The 16,844-nt window shown below is 39.3% G+C and carries 17 protein-coding genes; 7 read left to right on the top strand and 10 right to left on the bottom strand.

From position 1 onward, the window contains the following. Window positions 1–11: 11 nt before the first annotated feature. The 4 genes from M0R79_RS01810 to M0R79_RS01795 all read right to left on the bottom strand — a co-directional run bounded on the left by M0R79_RS01810 (window position 12) and on the right by M0R79_RS01795 (window position 6,289). Window positions 12–1,049 (bottom strand): alpha-ketoacid dehydrogenase subunit beta, encoded by a 1,038-nt coding sequence (locus tag M0R79_RS01810; protein WP_248416663.1) that lies wholly within the window; start codon window positions 1,047–1,049, stop codon window positions 12–14. A 29-nt stretch (window positions 1,050–1,078) separates the two neighbouring features. Further along, window positions 1,079–2,149, bottom strand: coding sequence for a thiamine pyrophosphate-dependent dehydrogenase E1 component subunit alpha (locus tag M0R79_RS01805; protein WP_310795413.1), 1,071 nt, complete (start codon window positions 2,147–2,149; stop codon window positions 1,079–1,081). A 17-nt stretch (window positions 2,150–2,166) separates the two neighbouring features. Next, the gene (lpdA, locus tag M0R79_RS01800; protein ID WP_248416664.1) at window positions 2,167–3,510 is read right to left on the bottom strand and encodes a dihydrolipoyl dehydrogenase; all 1,344 of its coding nucleotides are present in this window, start codon (window positions 3,508–3,510) and stop codon (window positions 2,167–2,169) included. 175 nt (window positions 3,511–3,685) lie between these two features. After that, on the bottom strand, window positions 3,686–6,289 hold the full coding sequence (locus M0R79_RS01795) for an ATP-dependent Clp protease ATP-binding subunit (protein ID WP_510729522.1): 2,604 nt from the start codon (window positions 6,287–6,289) through the stop codon (window positions 3,686–3,688). 306 nt (window positions 6,290–6,595) lie between these two features. Between M0R79_RS01795 and M0R79_RS01790 the strand changes: the two genes are divergently transcribed. Next, window positions 6,596–7,276 carry a putative type II toxin-antitoxin system PemK/MazF family toxin gene (locus M0R79_RS01790; protein WP_248416666.1) on the top strand — a complete coding sequence of 227 codons (681 nt, stop codon included), beginning with the start codon at window positions 6,596–6,598 and terminating at the stop codon, window positions 7,274–7,276. A 170-nt stretch (window positions 7,277–7,446) separates the two neighbouring features. Here M0R79_RS01790 and M0R79_RS01785 read toward each other — a convergent pair whose 3' ends face one another. The 4 genes from M0R79_RS01785 to M0R79_RS01770 form a co-directional block, all read right to left on the bottom strand. Next, window positions 7,447–7,692, bottom strand: a complete 246-nt coding sequence (locus M0R79_RS01785; RefSeq protein ID WP_248416667.1) for a hypothetical protein — start codon at window positions 7,690–7,692, stop codon at window positions 7,447–7,449. Between the two features lie 209 nt (window positions 7,693–7,901). After that, complete coding sequence (locus tag M0R79_RS01780; protein ID WP_248416668.1) at window positions 7,902–8,465, bottom strand: GNAT family N-acetyltransferase; 564 nt, start codon at window positions 8,463–8,465, stop codon at window positions 7,902–7,904. Window positions 8,466–8,672: 207 nt separating this feature from the next. Beyond that, a complete protein-coding gene (locus M0R79_RS01775; protein WP_248416669.1) occupies window positions 8,673–8,978 on the bottom strand; it encodes a hypothetical protein in 306 nt (101 codons plus the stop codon). 24 nt (window positions 8,979–9,002) lie between these two features. Then, on the bottom strand, window positions 9,003–9,170 hold the full coding sequence (locus M0R79_RS01770; protein ID WP_248416670.1) for a hypothetical protein: 168 nt from the start codon (window positions 9,168–9,170) through the stop codon (window positions 9,003–9,005). 436 nt (window positions 9,171–9,606) lie between these two features. Between M0R79_RS01770 and M0R79_RS01765 the strand changes: the two genes are divergently transcribed. From M0R79_RS01765 to M0R79_RS01755, 4 genes are all read left to right on the top strand, one after another. Next, window positions 9,607–10,173, top strand: coding sequence for a DUF5067 domain-containing protein (locus M0R79_RS01765; RefSeq protein ID WP_248416671.1), 567 nt, complete (start codon window positions 9,607–9,609; stop codon window positions 10,171–10,173). A gap of 34 nt (window positions 10,174–10,207) precedes the next feature. Beyond that, window positions 10,208–10,378, top strand: a complete 171-nt coding sequence (locus M0R79_RS09330) for a LexA family protein (protein WP_375163574.1) — start codon at window positions 10,208–10,210, stop codon at window positions 10,376–10,378. 369 nt (window positions 10,379–10,747) lie between these two features. Next, window positions 10,748–11,680: an Abi family protein gene (locus M0R79_RS01760; protein ID WP_248416672.1), complete on the top strand. Its 933-nt coding sequence runs from the start codon at window positions 10,748–10,750 to the stop codon at window positions 11,678–11,680. 144 nt (window positions 11,681–11,824) lie between these two features. After that, window positions 11,825–12,079: a tyrosine-type recombinase/integrase gene (locus M0R79_RS01755; protein WP_310795420.1), complete on the top strand. Its 255-nt coding sequence runs from the start codon at window positions 11,825–11,827 to the stop codon at window positions 12,077–12,079. Between the two features lie 51 nt (window positions 12,080–12,130). Here M0R79_RS01755 and guaA read toward each other — a convergent pair whose 3' ends face one another. Both guaA and coaA read right to left on the bottom strand, forming a co-directional pair. Further along, window positions 12,131–13,678 (bottom strand): glutamine-hydrolyzing GMP synthase, encoded by a 1,548-nt coding sequence (gene guaA, locus M0R79_RS01750; RefSeq protein ID WP_310795412.1) that lies wholly within the window; start codon window positions 13,676–13,678, stop codon window positions 12,131–12,133. 12 nt (window positions 13,679–13,690) lie between these two features. Next, window positions 13,691–14,584, bottom strand: coding sequence for a type I pantothenate kinase (coaA, locus tag M0R79_RS01745; RefSeq protein WP_248416674.1), 894 nt, complete (start codon window positions 14,582–14,584; stop codon window positions 13,691–13,693). 266 nt (window positions 14,585–14,850) lie between these two features. Here coaA and mvk point away from each other — a divergent pair, with 266 nt between their 5' ends. Further along, the gene (mvk, locus tag M0R79_RS01740) at window positions 14,851–15,849 is read left to right on the top strand and encodes a mevalonate kinase (RefSeq protein ID WP_248416675.1); all 999 of its coding nucleotides are present in this window, start codon (window positions 14,851–14,853) and stop codon (window positions 15,847–15,849) included. A 2-nt stretch (window positions 15,850–15,851) separates the two neighbouring features. After that, entirely contained in the window at window positions 15,852–16,844 is a 993-nt protein-coding gene (gene mvaD, locus M0R79_RS01735; RefSeq protein ID WP_248416676.1) for a diphosphomevalonate decarboxylase, read from the top strand.

Here is a 16,844-nt window from a genome sequence, read left to right as displayed (position 1 = left end):
AAACTCACCTCCTATTTCGCATTCTTCAGGTCGTCGATCAGTTCTGCACATTCTTTCAGGACTTTATCGGCATTGGGAATATATAAGGCCTCAAGATTTGCCGCAAAAGGTGCCGGAGTGTTTGGTGCACAGACTGTTTTGATCGGTCCGTCAAGGTAATCAAATGCTTTCTGGCCAACAACCGAAGCAATATCGGTCGCAGTATTATTATGTGGATTCGCTTCATCAATGACGATGAGGCGATTTGTTTTCTTCACGGATTCGATAATCGTTTCTTCGTCCCACGGAGCCACTGTACGTAAGTCAATCACTTCAACAGATACATTATCCTTGGCTAAGGTATCCGCGACTTCTAAGGCCACGTATAACATCTTACCAATAGTCACAATGGTTAAGTCTTCCCCTTCTTTGACTACATTGGCTTTACCAATCGGAACGGTATAATAGTCTTCAGGCACTTCTCCCTTTTGACCATAGAGGATTTTATCTTCAAAGTAAACTACGGGATTATCATCTTCTATTGCCGCTAATAATAACCCTTTCGCATCATAAGGGGTCGCAGGTACGACGACTTTAATTCCCGGAATCGAGCCAATCATACCATAATATGATCCCGAGTGTTGAGCAGCGGCTGAAGCTCCCGCACCATGGTTGGTTCGAACTGTCATCGGCACTTTGGCTTTACCGCCAAACATGTAACGCATCTTAGAAGCTTGCCCTAATAAGGAGTCAAAACAGAAACCTAAGAAGTCATTGAACATTAACTCTGGAACCGGTCTTAGTCCTGAAGCGGCCATCCCTACAGCAGCTCCCATATAACCCATCTCTGATAAAGGAGTATCGATGACCCGATCGAGTCCATATTTAGGACCTAATCCTTTGGTGACCCCAAATACTCCACCCCAAGCATCTTCATTTTGTTCCTCTAAGTGTTCAATTTCTCGTCCGCCGGCAATATCTTCTCCAAGTAGCACAACGTTTTCATCTTTTTCCATTGCTTGATCTAAGGCTTCATTGATTGCCTTCATAAAGTTGATTTCTCTTGCCATCTTATAATCTCCTTTCAGATATCGCTCGGTTAGTCGGCAAATACGTCTTCATACAATGCTTCTGCTTGTGGTTCAGGACTTTCTTCGGCAAATTTAACCGCCGCTTCGACTTCTTTTTGAGATGCTTCGCGAATTTCATTGAGTTCTTCTTCAGTCATTAAACCTGATTCAATCGCATATTTTCTAAAGACTTCTAATGGGTCAGTAGAGGCTAATGTTAGTTCTGGACTGTCTGATTTATTTTTATATTTTTGTTCGTCTCCTTCGAAGTGACCGTGATTACGGTAAGTTAAACATTCAATTAAAGCAGGTCCTTCACCACGACGAGCACGCTCAATATATTGACCAGCCACTTCATACACTTCCATGATATTTTTGCCATCGACACGGACGCCTGGCATATTATAAGCGACTGCACGGTCGGCAATCGTATCAGAGCCAGAAGAATACCATTGCGGAGTTGACTCAGCGAATAAGTTATTCTCGCAGACAAAGATGATAGGTAGTTGCCAAATTGAGGCCATGTTCATACATTCATGAGCCAAGCCTTCATTGGAACCCCCGTCGCCAAAGAAACATATCGCTACATTGTTTTCTTTTTTGTATTTAATTTTCATAGCTGCACCAGTCGCTAAGCCGAAACCAGCTCCGACCATCCCATTGGCACCCAAGATTCCCTTATCAACATCGGCGATATGCATGGACCCGCCTTTACCCTTACAAAGTCCAGTTTCTTTACCGAAGATCTCAGCCATCATTCCATTTAAGTCGCCACCTTTAGCAATACAGTGCCCATGTCCCCGGTGGGTAGAGGTAATATAATCATCATCGGTTAAATGGGCACAAATACCACTGGCAACTGCTTCTTCCCCAGCATATAAATGAACAAAGCCTGGAATCAATCCTTGGGAGAAGAAACGTTTGACATTATCCTCAAAGTTACGAATATCTTCCATGGTCTTGTACATGTCTTTGGCTTTATCTTTACTCAGCGTTTGTTCTTTAGTGAGCGTATGCGTCTTGACTTCTAAGCTGGCTGCACGTCTGGTTTCAACATCAGCATTTCCCTCATAAAGTGGCGTTGAATGTTTGTTTTCCATTTTGGTATTTCCTCCTTCTAAAGTTCGCTAACAACAAGTCTGGCAGTCTCCTGCACTAACTCAGATACCGTAGGATGTGAGAAGATTGTTGAAAGCAACTCGGTTACCGTGCCTTCTGATTCGACTAAGGTTAAGACTTGATGCAAGATTTCACTGGCATTCGGTCCACAAACCACACACCCTAATATTTCACCATATTTGCGCTCAACGATTAATTTAACAAAACCATCAGTGGTATCTTGAGCAATTGCTCGCCCATTAAAGCCAAAGGGCATCTGTTTAACGAGAACTTCGTAGCCTTTGTCTTGGGCTTCCTCAACTGTAATCCCAAAGCTAGCAACTTCAGGACTAACAAATAAGGATCTCGGAACGGACTTCATTTGAACCGGTCTTTCCTTTTGACCAGCAATCGCTCTGACTGCCTTAATACCCTCAGCAGAAGCGGCATGGGCTAAGGTGTAGCCACCAATCAAATCACCAATCGCATAAATATGCGGCTTCGATGTTTGATAATAAGCATCGACTTTTAGGAATCGTCCTTTATCATCAAATTCCAAGCCGATTGATTGTGCTAATTCTGTGTTTGGCAACCGGCCGGTAGCGACCAACAGCTGATCAAATGGATAAGTCGAGCCATCTTCTAATATAACCTCCCTTGGGCCGACTTCTTTAATTTTCACCTGTATATGAATATCAATTAAAGAACTGATTGCTTGTTTGACAATTTTGCGAGCATCTGGATCTTCCGTCAGCAAGATATCTTTAGCAACTTCTAAGACCGTGACTTTAACCCCAAAAGCTTGGAGAGCATATGCCAATTCAATGGCAATCACGCCACCCCCAATAATGACCATTTTGTCCGGCAAGCTGTCTAAATCGAAAAAGCTATCAGTAGTCAGATAATCCACCTGATCAAGTCCAGGAATCGGCGGAATAAAGGGACGGCCACCCGTTGCTAGAATTAAATCCTGATAATTCATCTTGTTCCCATCGACATATAAAACACCGTCTTCTTTAAAACTGGCCTCGCCTTCAATATAATCAATCTTTAATGATTTAAAAGTTGAGTGAATCCCATTTTTTAAAGTCGAGACGACTTGATTCTTGCGTTCTCGTAGCGCCTTAAAATCAATCGATTTTACTTCAACATCGATGCCATACTTCTGGGATTTATTGATTGTATGCAGCCAATGGGCATGTTCTAAATAGGCTTTGGATGGAATACAACCTACATTTAGACATGTCCCTCCTATTTTGTTCCTTTCGACGACCGCAACTTTCTTACCCAGACGCGCCGCTTCTTCAGCAGCGACATAGCCGCCGGGGCCTGCTCCAACAATAACCACATCATATTGAGCCAAAATACCTACCCCTTTCTATCATTTAGTCACAATTATAAATATCGGAAAACGTTTTCAGTTTTAGTATAAAATTCTTTCCGACTAAAGGCAATTGATAACATTTGAAATCACATCAAAATTTAATAATTATTTTATAATACTGGGCAATTTCATCTGATTTGAGCTTGAGCTTTTTTTAAGTTAGATTGTGATACTCAAAGCTCAATGAATTATCGTTTAAATCGACTTTGACCTGGCTACCTTTTCCAGATGGATGGGCAATCAGTTGATAAGCTATTGGCGTTTCTATTTGATCCATGATTAACCGTTGCAAAGGTCTTGCACCTAGGCTGGGATCATACCCTCTCTGCGCCAGCCATTCCTGAGCAGCTTGACTGATTTCGATCGTAATTCGTTGCTTCTGTAGTCGATCCGCGAAATCAGCCAACATCAGCTTAACGATTTCTTTCATATTCTCTGGAGTGAGTGGATTAAAGATTAAGACTTGATCAATCCGATTAATAAATTCAGGTCTAAAATGTTGGTACAGCTCTTGATTAATTTCTTCTTCGACTTGTGAAGTAATTGCGCTATTCGATTGCAGGCTTTGCAAAATTTTTAGAGACCCTAAATTCGAAGTCATAATAAAGATTGTATTCTTGAAATCAATGGTTAAGCCTCGTGAATCAGTCAACCGTCCCTCATCTAAGACTTGTAGAAGAATATTAAAGACATCGGGGTGGGCTTTTTCAATTTCATCTAAGAGAACGACTGAATAAAGACGATGGCGCACCGCTTCGGTCAATTGTCCTCCCTCTTCATAGCCAATGTATCCCGGAGGTGGGCCGACTAATTTTGCCACCGCGTGTTTCTCCATGTATTCTGACATATCCAAACGAATCATCTCTAATTCCGATCCAAACAAGACTTCTGCTAATGATTTGGATAATTGAGTTTTGCCGACTCCCGTAGGACCCAGAAACAAGAAGGAGCCAATCGGATGCCCCTCATTTTGGATACCAGCTCGGGAACGAACAATAGCATCAGCAACTTTATCGACTGCCTTATCTTGGCCAATGACCTTTGTTTTAAGAATCTTGGCCAAATTTAATAATTGTTGTCGCTCTGCTTCAACGACTCCTTGTACTTTAATGCCCGTCAAGCGTTCTACGACCTCCGCCACATCTTCGCCAGTAACCTCGTTGTGAACATATATTTTTTCAAAATCTTGAAATTCCTTACGTTTGCGTTCCAGTCTTTCAATCTTTTGTTTTATTTGGGGGATGTTCTTCTCAGTAATTTGATAATAATCCAGTAACTTATTTGCCATCAGAGCATCCTGGGCCGATGATTTCTGTTCAATTAATTGGGTCGCTTGATGATTGATTTCCGTGATTAGCTGCTGATTCGCTTGCCACTCTTGGCTAAGTTCTGAAAGTTGTTGCTGAATTTCTCCCATTTGTTCTTCTAATTCATGATCGAACTTTATTTGTGATTGACGATTCTGATGTCGTATCTGTTCTAATTCCAACCCTTGTAGCTGATCTTGAAGCTGTTGCAACACAGCTGGCACGGCATCCATTCTAATTTTGCGAACAGCACTGGCTTCATCTAATAAATCAATGGCTTTATCGGGTAAATAGCGATCTTTGATGTAGCGACTAGATAAGACCACTGCTGCTTTCACAGCTTCTTGAATCACTTTAACCCCGTGATAAAGCTCAAAATTAAATTTGATTCCCGACAAAATTTCAATGGTTTCCTCAATCGTCGGTTCATTGACGTATATCCGTTGGAAACGACGTTCAAGGGCTTTATCTTTTTCAAAATTTTCACGGTATTCGTCGGTGGTAGTGGCTCCAATGCAACGTAATTCCCCCCGAGCTAACATCGGTTTCAACATATTCCCTGCATCCATCGATCCCTCGGTCCGACCCGCACCGACAATCATATGAATTTCATCGATAAACAAGATGACTTGTCCTTTGGAAGCGCGGACATCATCCAGAACACCCTTTAATCGTTCTTCAAATTCACCACGATACTTAGCTCCAGCAACGATAGCTGATAAATCTAGATTAAATACTAGCTTTCCCTCTAAAGCCTTGGGAACCTTGCCCTCTTCAATTCTTTGCACCAGACCTTCCACAATGGCTGTTTTGCCGACCCCTGGTTTACCAATTAGAATGGCATTATTCTTTGTCTTCCGCATCAAGACCCGGATGATTTCTTCCGTCTCGCTCTGTCGTCCAATAATCTTATCTAATTGGCCTTGCTGATATTTTTTGTTGATGTTTATCGCAAATTTCTCTAAGTTGGGAAAATGCAGTTTAGTAGCTTGATTTGACTGGAAGGCAGATTGTGCTTTTTTATCAAGCTGTTGCTCGATTGTGGCTTGATCTAGTCCCTGATGAATCAGATAAGTCGTCAGAGGATTATTCTTTTGCCTCATTAAAGCGATGAGAAGATGATCAATACCGCAGAGTTCATCTTGGTAAGTTGCTTGTAGCTCTTCGGCATCTTCTAATAAGCGTTGTAATCTCGGGGTTCGTTTAATATTTTTAATCTTTTGGACATTAGAACGGATCGCTAACCGACTCACTTCATCAGCTACGACGTTTAATAATTCCGACATATTCAAGCCTAATTGCTGATAAAGTTGATAAGCCACTTGCTCCGATTTCAAGAGAACCCACCAAACGTTGGGAATATCTACTTGAAATTGTTGTTTTTCAAGGGCCATTAATTCCGCTTTCTGTAGTACTTCTTTCAATTCTTCACGATACTTAGCCAACCTCACCACTTCCTTTATGAATTAACTATTAAATGTAAACGTATTCAAAATTATTTTATCAAAATAACGATAAAATGAACAAGAATACGGTTTAGAGTCAAAAAAAGCGATGCCATCCGCAGACCACATCGCCATGATTTCATCTTTCTATTAAAATTACTTTGCCTTCGAATAAGATTAGAATTCTATCAAAAGAGTTCATTCTGCTCAGTGATCCCAATTTTTGAAGTGCAATAGCGAAAATGAATTTGGTTTTTTAGTGTTTTAATTGTAGTTATGAATTAGATTCAAACTATTGACTTATTATCGATTGTGGAGGAGGGTGATTTTACTAAAAAGATCCCTAAAGGTTGGCAACATATAAATTTAAGAACTGAAACCGCAAAAATTGATAAAGCAACAGAGAATTATAAAAATGTATATTATCAAATGATAAACAAATGTAAGTATTTACCAGATCACTTAATTAAACACTCTTTAAGTTTAAAACGGGAACCAGGTTATAATTACACAATTTTCGATAAATATTATAGAGGAACTTTGGTATATGTTGAATTCGGTGTAAATATGGGCAGTGAAATCTGCGGAAATCATTTAGCCTTAACTTTAGATAACATAGATAAAAAAGCAAAAAGAACAATTTCTGTATTGCCATTATCATCAAAGAGTAAACCGTACTATATAAAATTGCCTATTAACATATTTGGAATAGCAGAGATAAATATTTCTAACACTATGACAAAATATTCTACGGAAGAAATATTCGAACTTTCTGATGAAATCAGCAAGATCAGAAATAGGTACAAAAGGTATGATTCAAATCAATCTTTTGCATGTATAAACATGATTCAAACAATAAGTAAAGAAAAAATAAATAGAATGAATCGTTTTGATCCATCTGGGAACATGATTGCTCCACCGGAAATTATGAATCTTATCGATCAAGCGATTATTAAAGAATACCTAAACATTGACAATTATAAGGAACAATGAGATAATTCAAATCGATTAGAGGTAGTCAGTCCTCAGAATTTATACTAGAGGTAACCAGTCCTCAGCTTGAACAGCATTCTCATTGCAATGGGGGTGCTGTTTTTATTTGATAATTTAATCTTTTACGAAATTTAAATAGAATCAAAAAGCGCTAACTACTATGGTTAACGCTACATAAATAAATCTCTCTGCTCATTCATAGCTTGGTATAAACTCAATAGATATTCGATATTTTCATTCATCTCAAATTTATCTTTTCCTTTATACATCAAAGCAGCTTTTGCCATTTCGGATATTGGGATGTGAATGATAGAGACTCTTTCATGATCATTAAGTATGTTTTTAATTTGTTGAGTTAATTGTTCGTCTGGATTATCCGTTAATACAAATTTCTTAATATAATCTAACTTATGCATCTTCTATCCCCATTCATAAGCCAACACTCTCGTGATAGGCATATATATTATTAATAAACAGCTGGCCAAATTACTTCCGACCGATACTTCAATCTCTTAAATATTATTCGAAGTTAATGTTTTTCAGTAATCATAGCTAAACTATTAATTGTACTTTTTAGCTTTTACAATTATTGCTAGAAGTTTTAAGAGGCGAATAAAACATCCATTTAGCTAATTTCATTAAAATATTCTTCTGCTAACAAACTATAGACAGCTGCATCAACGATTCCTTGATTACTCCAATCAGCTTTTCTTAGCGTTCCTTCATAAAATAAACCACATTTTTCCATTACTTTGCCCGAATTCGGATTATTCGGATCATGCTGCGACTCAAGTCTTTGAACTTTTACTTGTTCAAAGAGAAAAGGAATGATGATCTTGAAGGCTTCAGTCGTAATCCCTTGCTTCCACCATTTGCTGCCAATACAATAGCCGATTTGTACTTTATCCGTTTGCTCGTCCATATCCACCACTGAAATGGTGCCAATGGGTTCAGCAATTTCTTTTAACTCGATAGCCCATTGATAGAAGTTTTGCTTCTGATATGACTCTATCCATTCCTCAATTATGCTTTGAGTCTCTGATTTATCTTTGTGCATCGGCCAACGTAAGTACTGAGTCACTTGTTCATCATTGGTCCAATTATTGAATGCAAAATCTATATCCGCTGAACTAAACGGTCTCAACACCAGACGGTCTGTCTCTATGACAATGGTCCCTTTGTGCTCCATAATCATCCCTCATACTTAAAATTAATTCAAAGAGTACATTCTCATTTCAAAAAGTGCCAACCTATTCCTTAATTAGAAAATCTATTTAGTTTATTCTACCATTTTATCTATTATTCTGAAGCAAAAGCGATGCCGTCCGCAGACCACACCGCCATGATTTCTCATTCTATTAAAATTACTTTGCCTTTGAATAAGGTTAGAATTCTATCAAAAGAGTTCATTCTGCTCGGTCTCCTTAATTTCAGCATCTAATTGCAAAATTAACGCTTCTATGTAATCTTTTAACGCATTAAGTTGTTCAAGCGGTTTCTTGATTTGTCCTTGGACTCTAAAATCTGTAAAGAGATTATCAAACCAAATATCCATAGATTTATCAAAAGTGCTATTGCTTACCGTCTGATATAAGATTATCTGAACTTCATCCAATTCGTCCTGTAACCGTTCCAAAGATTTGCTGATTTGGTGAATTTCTTGATTAGCTTGCTCAATTTTATTTCGCTTTAGCGAACTCATCAGCAAACCACCCAAATAGATATCTCATATTCCCCAAGAACGTGCACGATTAAGCGTGTTGATGGCTTGGTTTACCTCAGAAATCACATTATATGCTACTTGTCGAGCTTCGCTCAATTTTTCAGTCGGTTGATGGTTATTCTCCTTCAGAATAATTAGCCGTGCGGCTGGTAATTTTATGATTTGGGTCAAAGTGAGGTCAAATCCTTCAAAATAAATCCAAAAAACCCGATGTAATTATAGATTATTAAGGCAACGGATTTATTATACTTTATCTATTTAGATGGTTCTATCGCAACAGGCGCACCTCTTGTATCTAGCCCGTGGAACACCAAACAAATTAAGACTGCCGTCCGCCATGGGCAGATAATGCAATCACTGTAAAGCGAGAATCTATGGAGCCACTCATCGACGATGGACAAATTATTTATTATCGCGAATAATTTATAGTTGAAAATGGTGTAATTTCCATCGTGGAATAAAATAGAAATGAGGTGACATGTAAGAAGTTTATTATAATGGCCAAAATGTTGTACTCAAGTCGAACAACGACCAGTACTATGATATAGTTGTTGAAGATAACATTAGAATTATTGGAAAAATAATTATTTAGAAAGAGGAAATATTAATGAAAAAATCACTAGTAATAGTTTCACTTTTATCTTTAGGATTAACTACCAACTCTTCAGTATTGACACCGTTCCTTCCTAATACAGTAACAGTTTTAGCTGAAGAAACTGAAAAAGATGAGTTACCATTAACAGAGTATAAAAATGACCTGTTTGTTAAAGACGCAGAAGATGCTACTTTCGAAGATGAAATTTTAAAAGGAAACGCTTATTCAATTAAAGTATTAAAGAATGAGATCGAGGATATCGATGGAGAAAAATACATCGTATTTACTTTTGATACTATCGTTCATAAAGACCATACTGATGATCCTAAAATCACACCATTTTTTGCTTGGGATCTCAACTTTAAAGCGATCCAAGACAATGATCCAAATAAGATAAATAAATTAGAATACATCACTCCAAAAGAATATCAAGAAGATGAAATGGCTGAAATTAAACCTGGTGGAGTTGTTAGATCGGCTGTAGCTTATAAATTAACCGATGAAAAAACGCCAGTAACACTTCTAGCAGAAGATATACTAGGTAATAACTTTGGTAAAGAAGAATACAAAATTAAATAAATAGAAATCCCACTCCTTTCTCCCTTCTTCCACGATCTGCATTCCGATCCTAGGTCTTATTGCTTGCGGTGAACCCATACTAGCCGACGAAAATATTTTCGAATATCGAGAAGCTTTTAACCACAATTTACCTAAAGAGGGGTTTTTTTTTCTTAAAGCTAAGAATGACAGTATGACGCCTATATCCCTAATGGGCGTGATATGATGAACAAGTATCAGGAAGATGTTGAGAACGCCGAAATCACCGCAATACTTGTAAATGACGACTAAAAAGTTACGCTCAAAAAGGTTAGAAAAATGGGAAATTCGATTTTGCTAAAAGTAATTTATGCAGAGTACGCACCATATTTAGTTAATGAAAACAACCCTGCCAGAATCATCGGCAAGGCTGTTAAGGTGGAGTCTCGATTGTGAAAAAATATGATTTGAACCAGTTGACAAAAATGAATATCTCTACTATTATTTAGACACGGATAAGCACATGGAATCTGACCGTCCAAACGGAGGACCATGTTGCGCAAAGCACTCCTTGTCTCGATAGACAAGGGGTGTTTTTGTTTGAAAGGATTTTTCCATGAAACCATTTAAAACCTTGGATGAACAAGTCTCGTTATTACGAAGACGTGGCTTGATAATAAACGATGAGAATTCTGCCAAGAATTATCTACTTGAAAATAGTTATTATAATGTAATCAATGTCCACAGTAAATTTTTTATGAAAGATGATAGATACATTGAGGGTGCAACTTTTAAAGAGATAATTAAAACTCACATCTATGATACAGAAGTAAAATCTTTGATTCTTAAAAATATAATAAGTGCTGAAAAACACATAAAAGGTATAATTGCTTATCGTTTCTCAGAGGTATATAAAGATGAACCTTATGCATACTTAAAAACCAACAACTATAATGGCGATGACCTACTCGGAATTTCTACAACCATTTCTAAATTAAGTAAGATAATTCGCAGCAAATCATCTGAAAAGAAGTCGAACCCAATTAAACATTATTACAATCAACATGGAAATATTCCTGTTTGGGTAATTTTACCATTCTGTACATTAGGTGAAATAACTTACTTTTACAGACATTTAGATCACAAACTTAGAAACAGAATTGCTAAAGATTTTTCAAACTACGTTTTACAAAATACTAACAGCAGCGTTATCCTTGAACCTAAATTTATTGATGGTCTGCTAAAAAATTTAACAGACATCAGAAATATTGCTGCGCACAACAATCGATTATTTCATTTTAAATGCAGGAATACCCTGACTAATCATGACACTATATATTCAGACTTAACTGAAAGAAAACCGGAATTAAATTCTGTATTTTATACTTTAGTCTTATTACGATGTTTTTTGACTAAAAACGAATATGATAATTTTAAAAATGCACTAAGAAATAGATCAAGAAGCCTAAACAATTCAATTTCGTCTATATCCGCTTATGAAATCATTTCAAGTCTTGGATTCCCACGAGAATGGCTTAGTAAAAAATAAAAATTAATAAAACAAAAACTGAAAAATCAAACAGAGTCATCGCTTTATCAGATAATGTCATCAGTTTATTTAAATAATATTTAGATATGTTATATGATTACGAATCGCATGAAAGATTATTTTTAACACAAAAATATAGCCTGAATTACAGATTACAAACTGCTGCAAAAAACACTTTCCGTAAAAAGAATACGCGTGCATGATTTAAGACATTCTCATGCATTATTAATAATTGAACTTGGATGTAATCCATTACTTATCCAGGAAAGATTAGGACATGAAAATATAGAAACCACTTTGAATACATACTCACACCTTTATCCCCATAAGCAACAATCACTTGCAAAAGCTATTAATGGCATCGTAAATAATCGGGGTCAAAATGGGGTCAAAGCATAAAAACAACCTCTAACAATCCAATAATATCAAGGATTGTTAGAGGTTGTTATATTATTCCCATTCTATTGTTGCTGGCGGTTTGCCGGTAATATCGTAGACAACGCGGTTAACGTGAGGGACTTCATTGACGATTCGCTTGGAGATTTCAGCTAAGACATCCCAAGGAATTTCAGCAAATTCTGAGGTCATGCCGTCAATCGAGGTTACTGCGCGGATGCCGACCATATGGTCATAGGTCCGGCCGTCCCCCATGACCCCGACTGAACGCACGCCAGGTAGAACGGTAAAGTATTGCCAAATGTCACGTTCTAGTCCGTGTTCAGCAATCACTTCGCGCAAAATAGCATCTGATTCACGAACGATATTGACCTTCTCATCAGTGATTTCACCTAAGACGCGAATTCCCAAGCCAGGTCCTGGGAAGGGTTGGCGCCAAACAATCGAATCTGGCATACCTAGAGCCGTTCCTAAGGCACGGACCTCATCTTTAAATAAGGTGTTTAACGGTTCAATCAATTCGAACTGCATATCTTCAGGAAGACCACCAACATTATGATGGGACTTAATAGTCTGCGCGGTTTCGGTTCCTGATTCGATGATATCTGTATAAAGGGTACCTTGAGCAAGGAAATCAATGCCTTCAAGTTTGGCCGCTTCATCATCGAAGACCCGGATAAATTCGTTACCGATAATTTTACGTTTTTGTTCTGGATCGGCCACACCGGCTAATTTAGCAAAGAAGCGATCTTTAGCATTAATATGAATAATATTTAGGCCAAATTGTCCTAGGGAAGTCATTACATGGTCTGCTTCATTCTTGCGCAAGAGTCCATGGTCGACAAAAATACACACTAATTGATTACCGATGGCTTTTTGCAGTAGGACACCGACTACAGACGAATCAACCCCACCGGATAAGGCTAAGAGGACATGACGGTCGCCAACTTTCTGACGGATTTGTTCCACTTGTAGGTCGATAAAGTTCTCCATGTTCCAATCGCCATTAGCACCACAAATATCGAAGACAAAGTTTTGTAACATGGTATTACCATGAAGGGTAGCGCGAACTTCCGGATGGAATTGAACCCCATAAATCTGCCGCTCAGGATTCTCAAAAGCAGCATAAGGTGTATGAGGGGTCGAAGCAGTAGTCACGAAACCTTCTGGAATTTGGGTAATCTTATCCCCGTGACTCATCAAGACAGTTTCTTCAGTGGCTAGGGCCTTGAATAGACCGGTCTCGGTATTGGTAATACTAATTTGTCCTTGGCCAAATTCACGTTTCGCTGAAGCTTCAACCACACCACCGAATACTTGAGTGGTGAGCTGCATGCCATAGCAAACCCCTAAGACTGGAATACCTAATTCAAAGATTTCTGGATTTACCGTAAAGGCATCCTCATCATTGACACTGTGAGGGCCGCCAGAAAGGATTACGCCAATCACATTGCCTAAGTCTTTGATTTCTTGGGCAGTTTTACGATGAGAGACTAATTCAGAGAAGACGCCTAATTCACGAATTCGGCGGGTAATCAATTGGTTGTATTGGCTACCGTAATCGAGTACGATAATTTTTTGAATTTCTTTTATATTTGTCAAACGAATTCCTCCCTAGAATTTTCTAACATAGATGTTGTCGATATAGTGGTCTTTAGTCTTATGCAGGATTAAGTCGGCCCTGTCTTTGGTTGGGGCGATATGTTGCTCCAGATTCGGCGTATTAATCGTATCCCAAATCTTATGGGCATAGGCCCGGGTTTCTTCTTTGGTCCAATGAGCCATCTCATAATAAAAGCTAGACGGATCATCCTTAACCCGGTCAAAAATCACATCATAGCGGTGGTTAAACCATTCAAAGACATTCTCAAATTCCGCATCCACATAAATAGAGAAATCAAAGAAATCACGGACTGAAATCGGCGGATTGTCTGGAGTTTGTAGAACGACCACCCCTTCAACTATCAAAATATTGGGTTGGGGCATGGTAATTTTTCGGTCGGGTACAATATCATAAATTTCATGCGAATAAATCGGATATTCTAAAACCCCATCACTTTGTCTAACCTTATTGACAAAAGCCTTCAAAGCCTCCATATCATAGGATTCTGGGAACCCTTTGCGGTCTAAAATTCCGTGATCTATCAAATATTGATTGGGATAGAGGAAGCCATCCGTATTCATCAGTTCAACTTGTTTTTGCGGATAGACTTGGCGGAGTAAGTCGCGTAAAACCGCAGCAACGGTACTCTTACCTACTGAGACGCCTCCTGAGATTCCAATCACGAAGGGTTCCACCCGTCTTGGTGCCCGTAAATAAGCTTGTTGTTGATAATTTAACGCTTTGATATGGTCAATTGAAATCCCAATAAACTCAAGTAAAGGAGCGTAAACTTCGGCAATCTCAGCTTGTTTAATATAATCGCGGGACACTGTTAAGTTATCATAAGCTGAACTCGATTTAAATGACTGCCATTCCTCTCGAGTATATTTATCGAAAAATTCCACTCTCTGTACCTACCTTCACACATATTACATAGATTATCGACATTAGCTATATTCTATCATACCCCTTTGGCAGATAATAGAAGCAATTCTCCTGTTTTTGTAGTTTATTAGAAGCACTAATAAATTGACCATAAAATCGGTACCAATCTCATTCATGCGCTCAGTCTTGAGACTGAATTCTGGCTTTATCATTTTAAAAGCCTAGGAGATAGTATATAATACTAAAATGAACTAATACCTGTCAGTGAATCTATAAGGAGAGTTACATGAATTTGGAAGAACAAAGCCATTTGGTGGCTCGTCATCAATTGGACAGTGTCAAGCATCATCCCGTTGGTGTGGGAAAAGCCCACAGCAAAATTATCTTGATGGGGGAACATGCTGTCGTCTATGACTACCCGGCCATCGCCCTACCCTTCAACAAAGCTTCCATTGAAGTGGTAGTCACACCAAGTCTTACACAACACCATAGCCTGGCCAGTGATTATTATCACGGACGGCTTGATCAGGCTCCGGAGATCTTAAAGAATATCCGCCACGCCTTAAATCTAACCTTGGAAAGTTTTAAATTAAAGAAAAATCCGCTCCATATCAGTGTCCAATCGACCATTCCCGTGGGCCGCGGCATGGGATCTTCCGCAGCGGTCGTCGTGGCCATGGTCCGAGCTATCTGTGATTTCTATGCTGTTGATTTGACACCCTATCAACTTCAATTTATTGTCAATCAGGCAGAAGTGATTGCTCATGAATCGACTTCAGGCATTGACACCTTGATGGCTTCCAGTGATTTGCCGGTAATCTACCGCAAAAGTCAACAAGCACGAACCTTTGAATTTGACCTCCCTGCCTATTTAGTCGTTGCCGATTCTGGTCAAGAAGGTCGGACTAAACAAGCGGTTGGCCATGTTCGCCGTCTACGCGAAGCGAATCCTCAATTTGTCGAGAATACGATGGATTCGATTGGTAACTTCGTCCAACAAGCCTATGAGGCGATACAAGCTGGCGATATTAATGAACTAGGCCGCTTAATGACTTATAATCACTATTATTTGAATCAGCTGGAAATTTCTAACACCTTGTTAGACCGAATTGTAAATAGTGCCTGGTTGGCGGGCGCCTTAGGTGCCAAACTAACCGGTGGGGGGCTCGGTGGCTGTGTGATTGCCCTAGCGGACTCCTTGATTTCAGCCAAATTAATCGAAGAAGCCATGTTAGAAGCTGGAGCTTCCAAAACTTGGGCCATGTCGTTAAAAAGAAAGGGGTAAAGATGACTGTCATGCAACTAGTTGCTTATCGGGCTCATACTAATATTGCCCTGATTAAATACTGGGGCAAACGAAACCGTCAGTTATTCTTACCCATGACTTCAAGTTTATCTCTGACTTTAGATGCTTTCTATACTGACACGCGAGTAAGCATCGAACCAAACTTGACCCGGGATTGCTTTATCCTGAATGACCAAGTCCAAGCCGACGATGAAACTCAAAAAATTTCTCGCTTTATCAATTTATTTCGACAACAAAGTGCTATTCAAGACCCCTTACTGATTGAATCGACCAACCATGTGCCGACCGCTGCTGGACTTGCTTCATCGGCGTCGGCTTTTTCTGCCTTAGGCTTGTGTTTGAATGACTTATTAGGTTTAAATCTGGATACTAAAACTTTATCAACTTATGTTCGGCAAGGTTCAGGTTCAGCGACACGCTCGCTATTCGGGGGCTTCGTCCTTTGGCATGCGGGGCAGGGAAGAGACTCCGCTTCTTCCTACAGTCAACAGATTGATCCAGCCGATTGGGATATCCATATGTTGGTCATCGCGATCAATAAGGGCAGTAAGGCCATCTCTAGTCGGCAAGGCATGGAACATACGGTCCAGACCTCGCCCTTCTATCAACTTTGGCCCCAAGAAGTCGATCAAGATCTACAAAAGATGCTGGGGGCAATTAAGGCTCGAGATTTCGACCAAATTGGCCAGATTGCTGAGCATAATGCAATGAAGATGCACGCAACCATGTTAGCTGCTCAACCAAGTTTTACCTATTTCCAACCGGATACAGTCCGTGCGATTCAGCTGGTCCAAGACTTACGTCGAGAAGGCGTTCCCTGCTACTTGACCATGGACGCGGGGCCGAATGTCAAGGTGCTTTGTCAATCACCGTCCATCCCCATTCTTCAACAACGCTTAAGCCAGTATTTCCGTCCAGACCAGCTCATCCTAGCCCATCCTGGACCAGGTCCTAAGAAATTGGAGGAGATCTAG

This window comes from Ignavigranum ruoffiae (assembly GCF_023195815.2).
Lineage (GTDB): Bacteria > Bacillota > Bacilli > Lactobacillales > Aerococcaceae > Ignavigranum > Ignavigranum ruoffiae.
The sequence above is the reverse complement of the archived record's forward strand: the minus strand, read 5'-3'. Positions and strand labels throughout refer to the sequence as shown.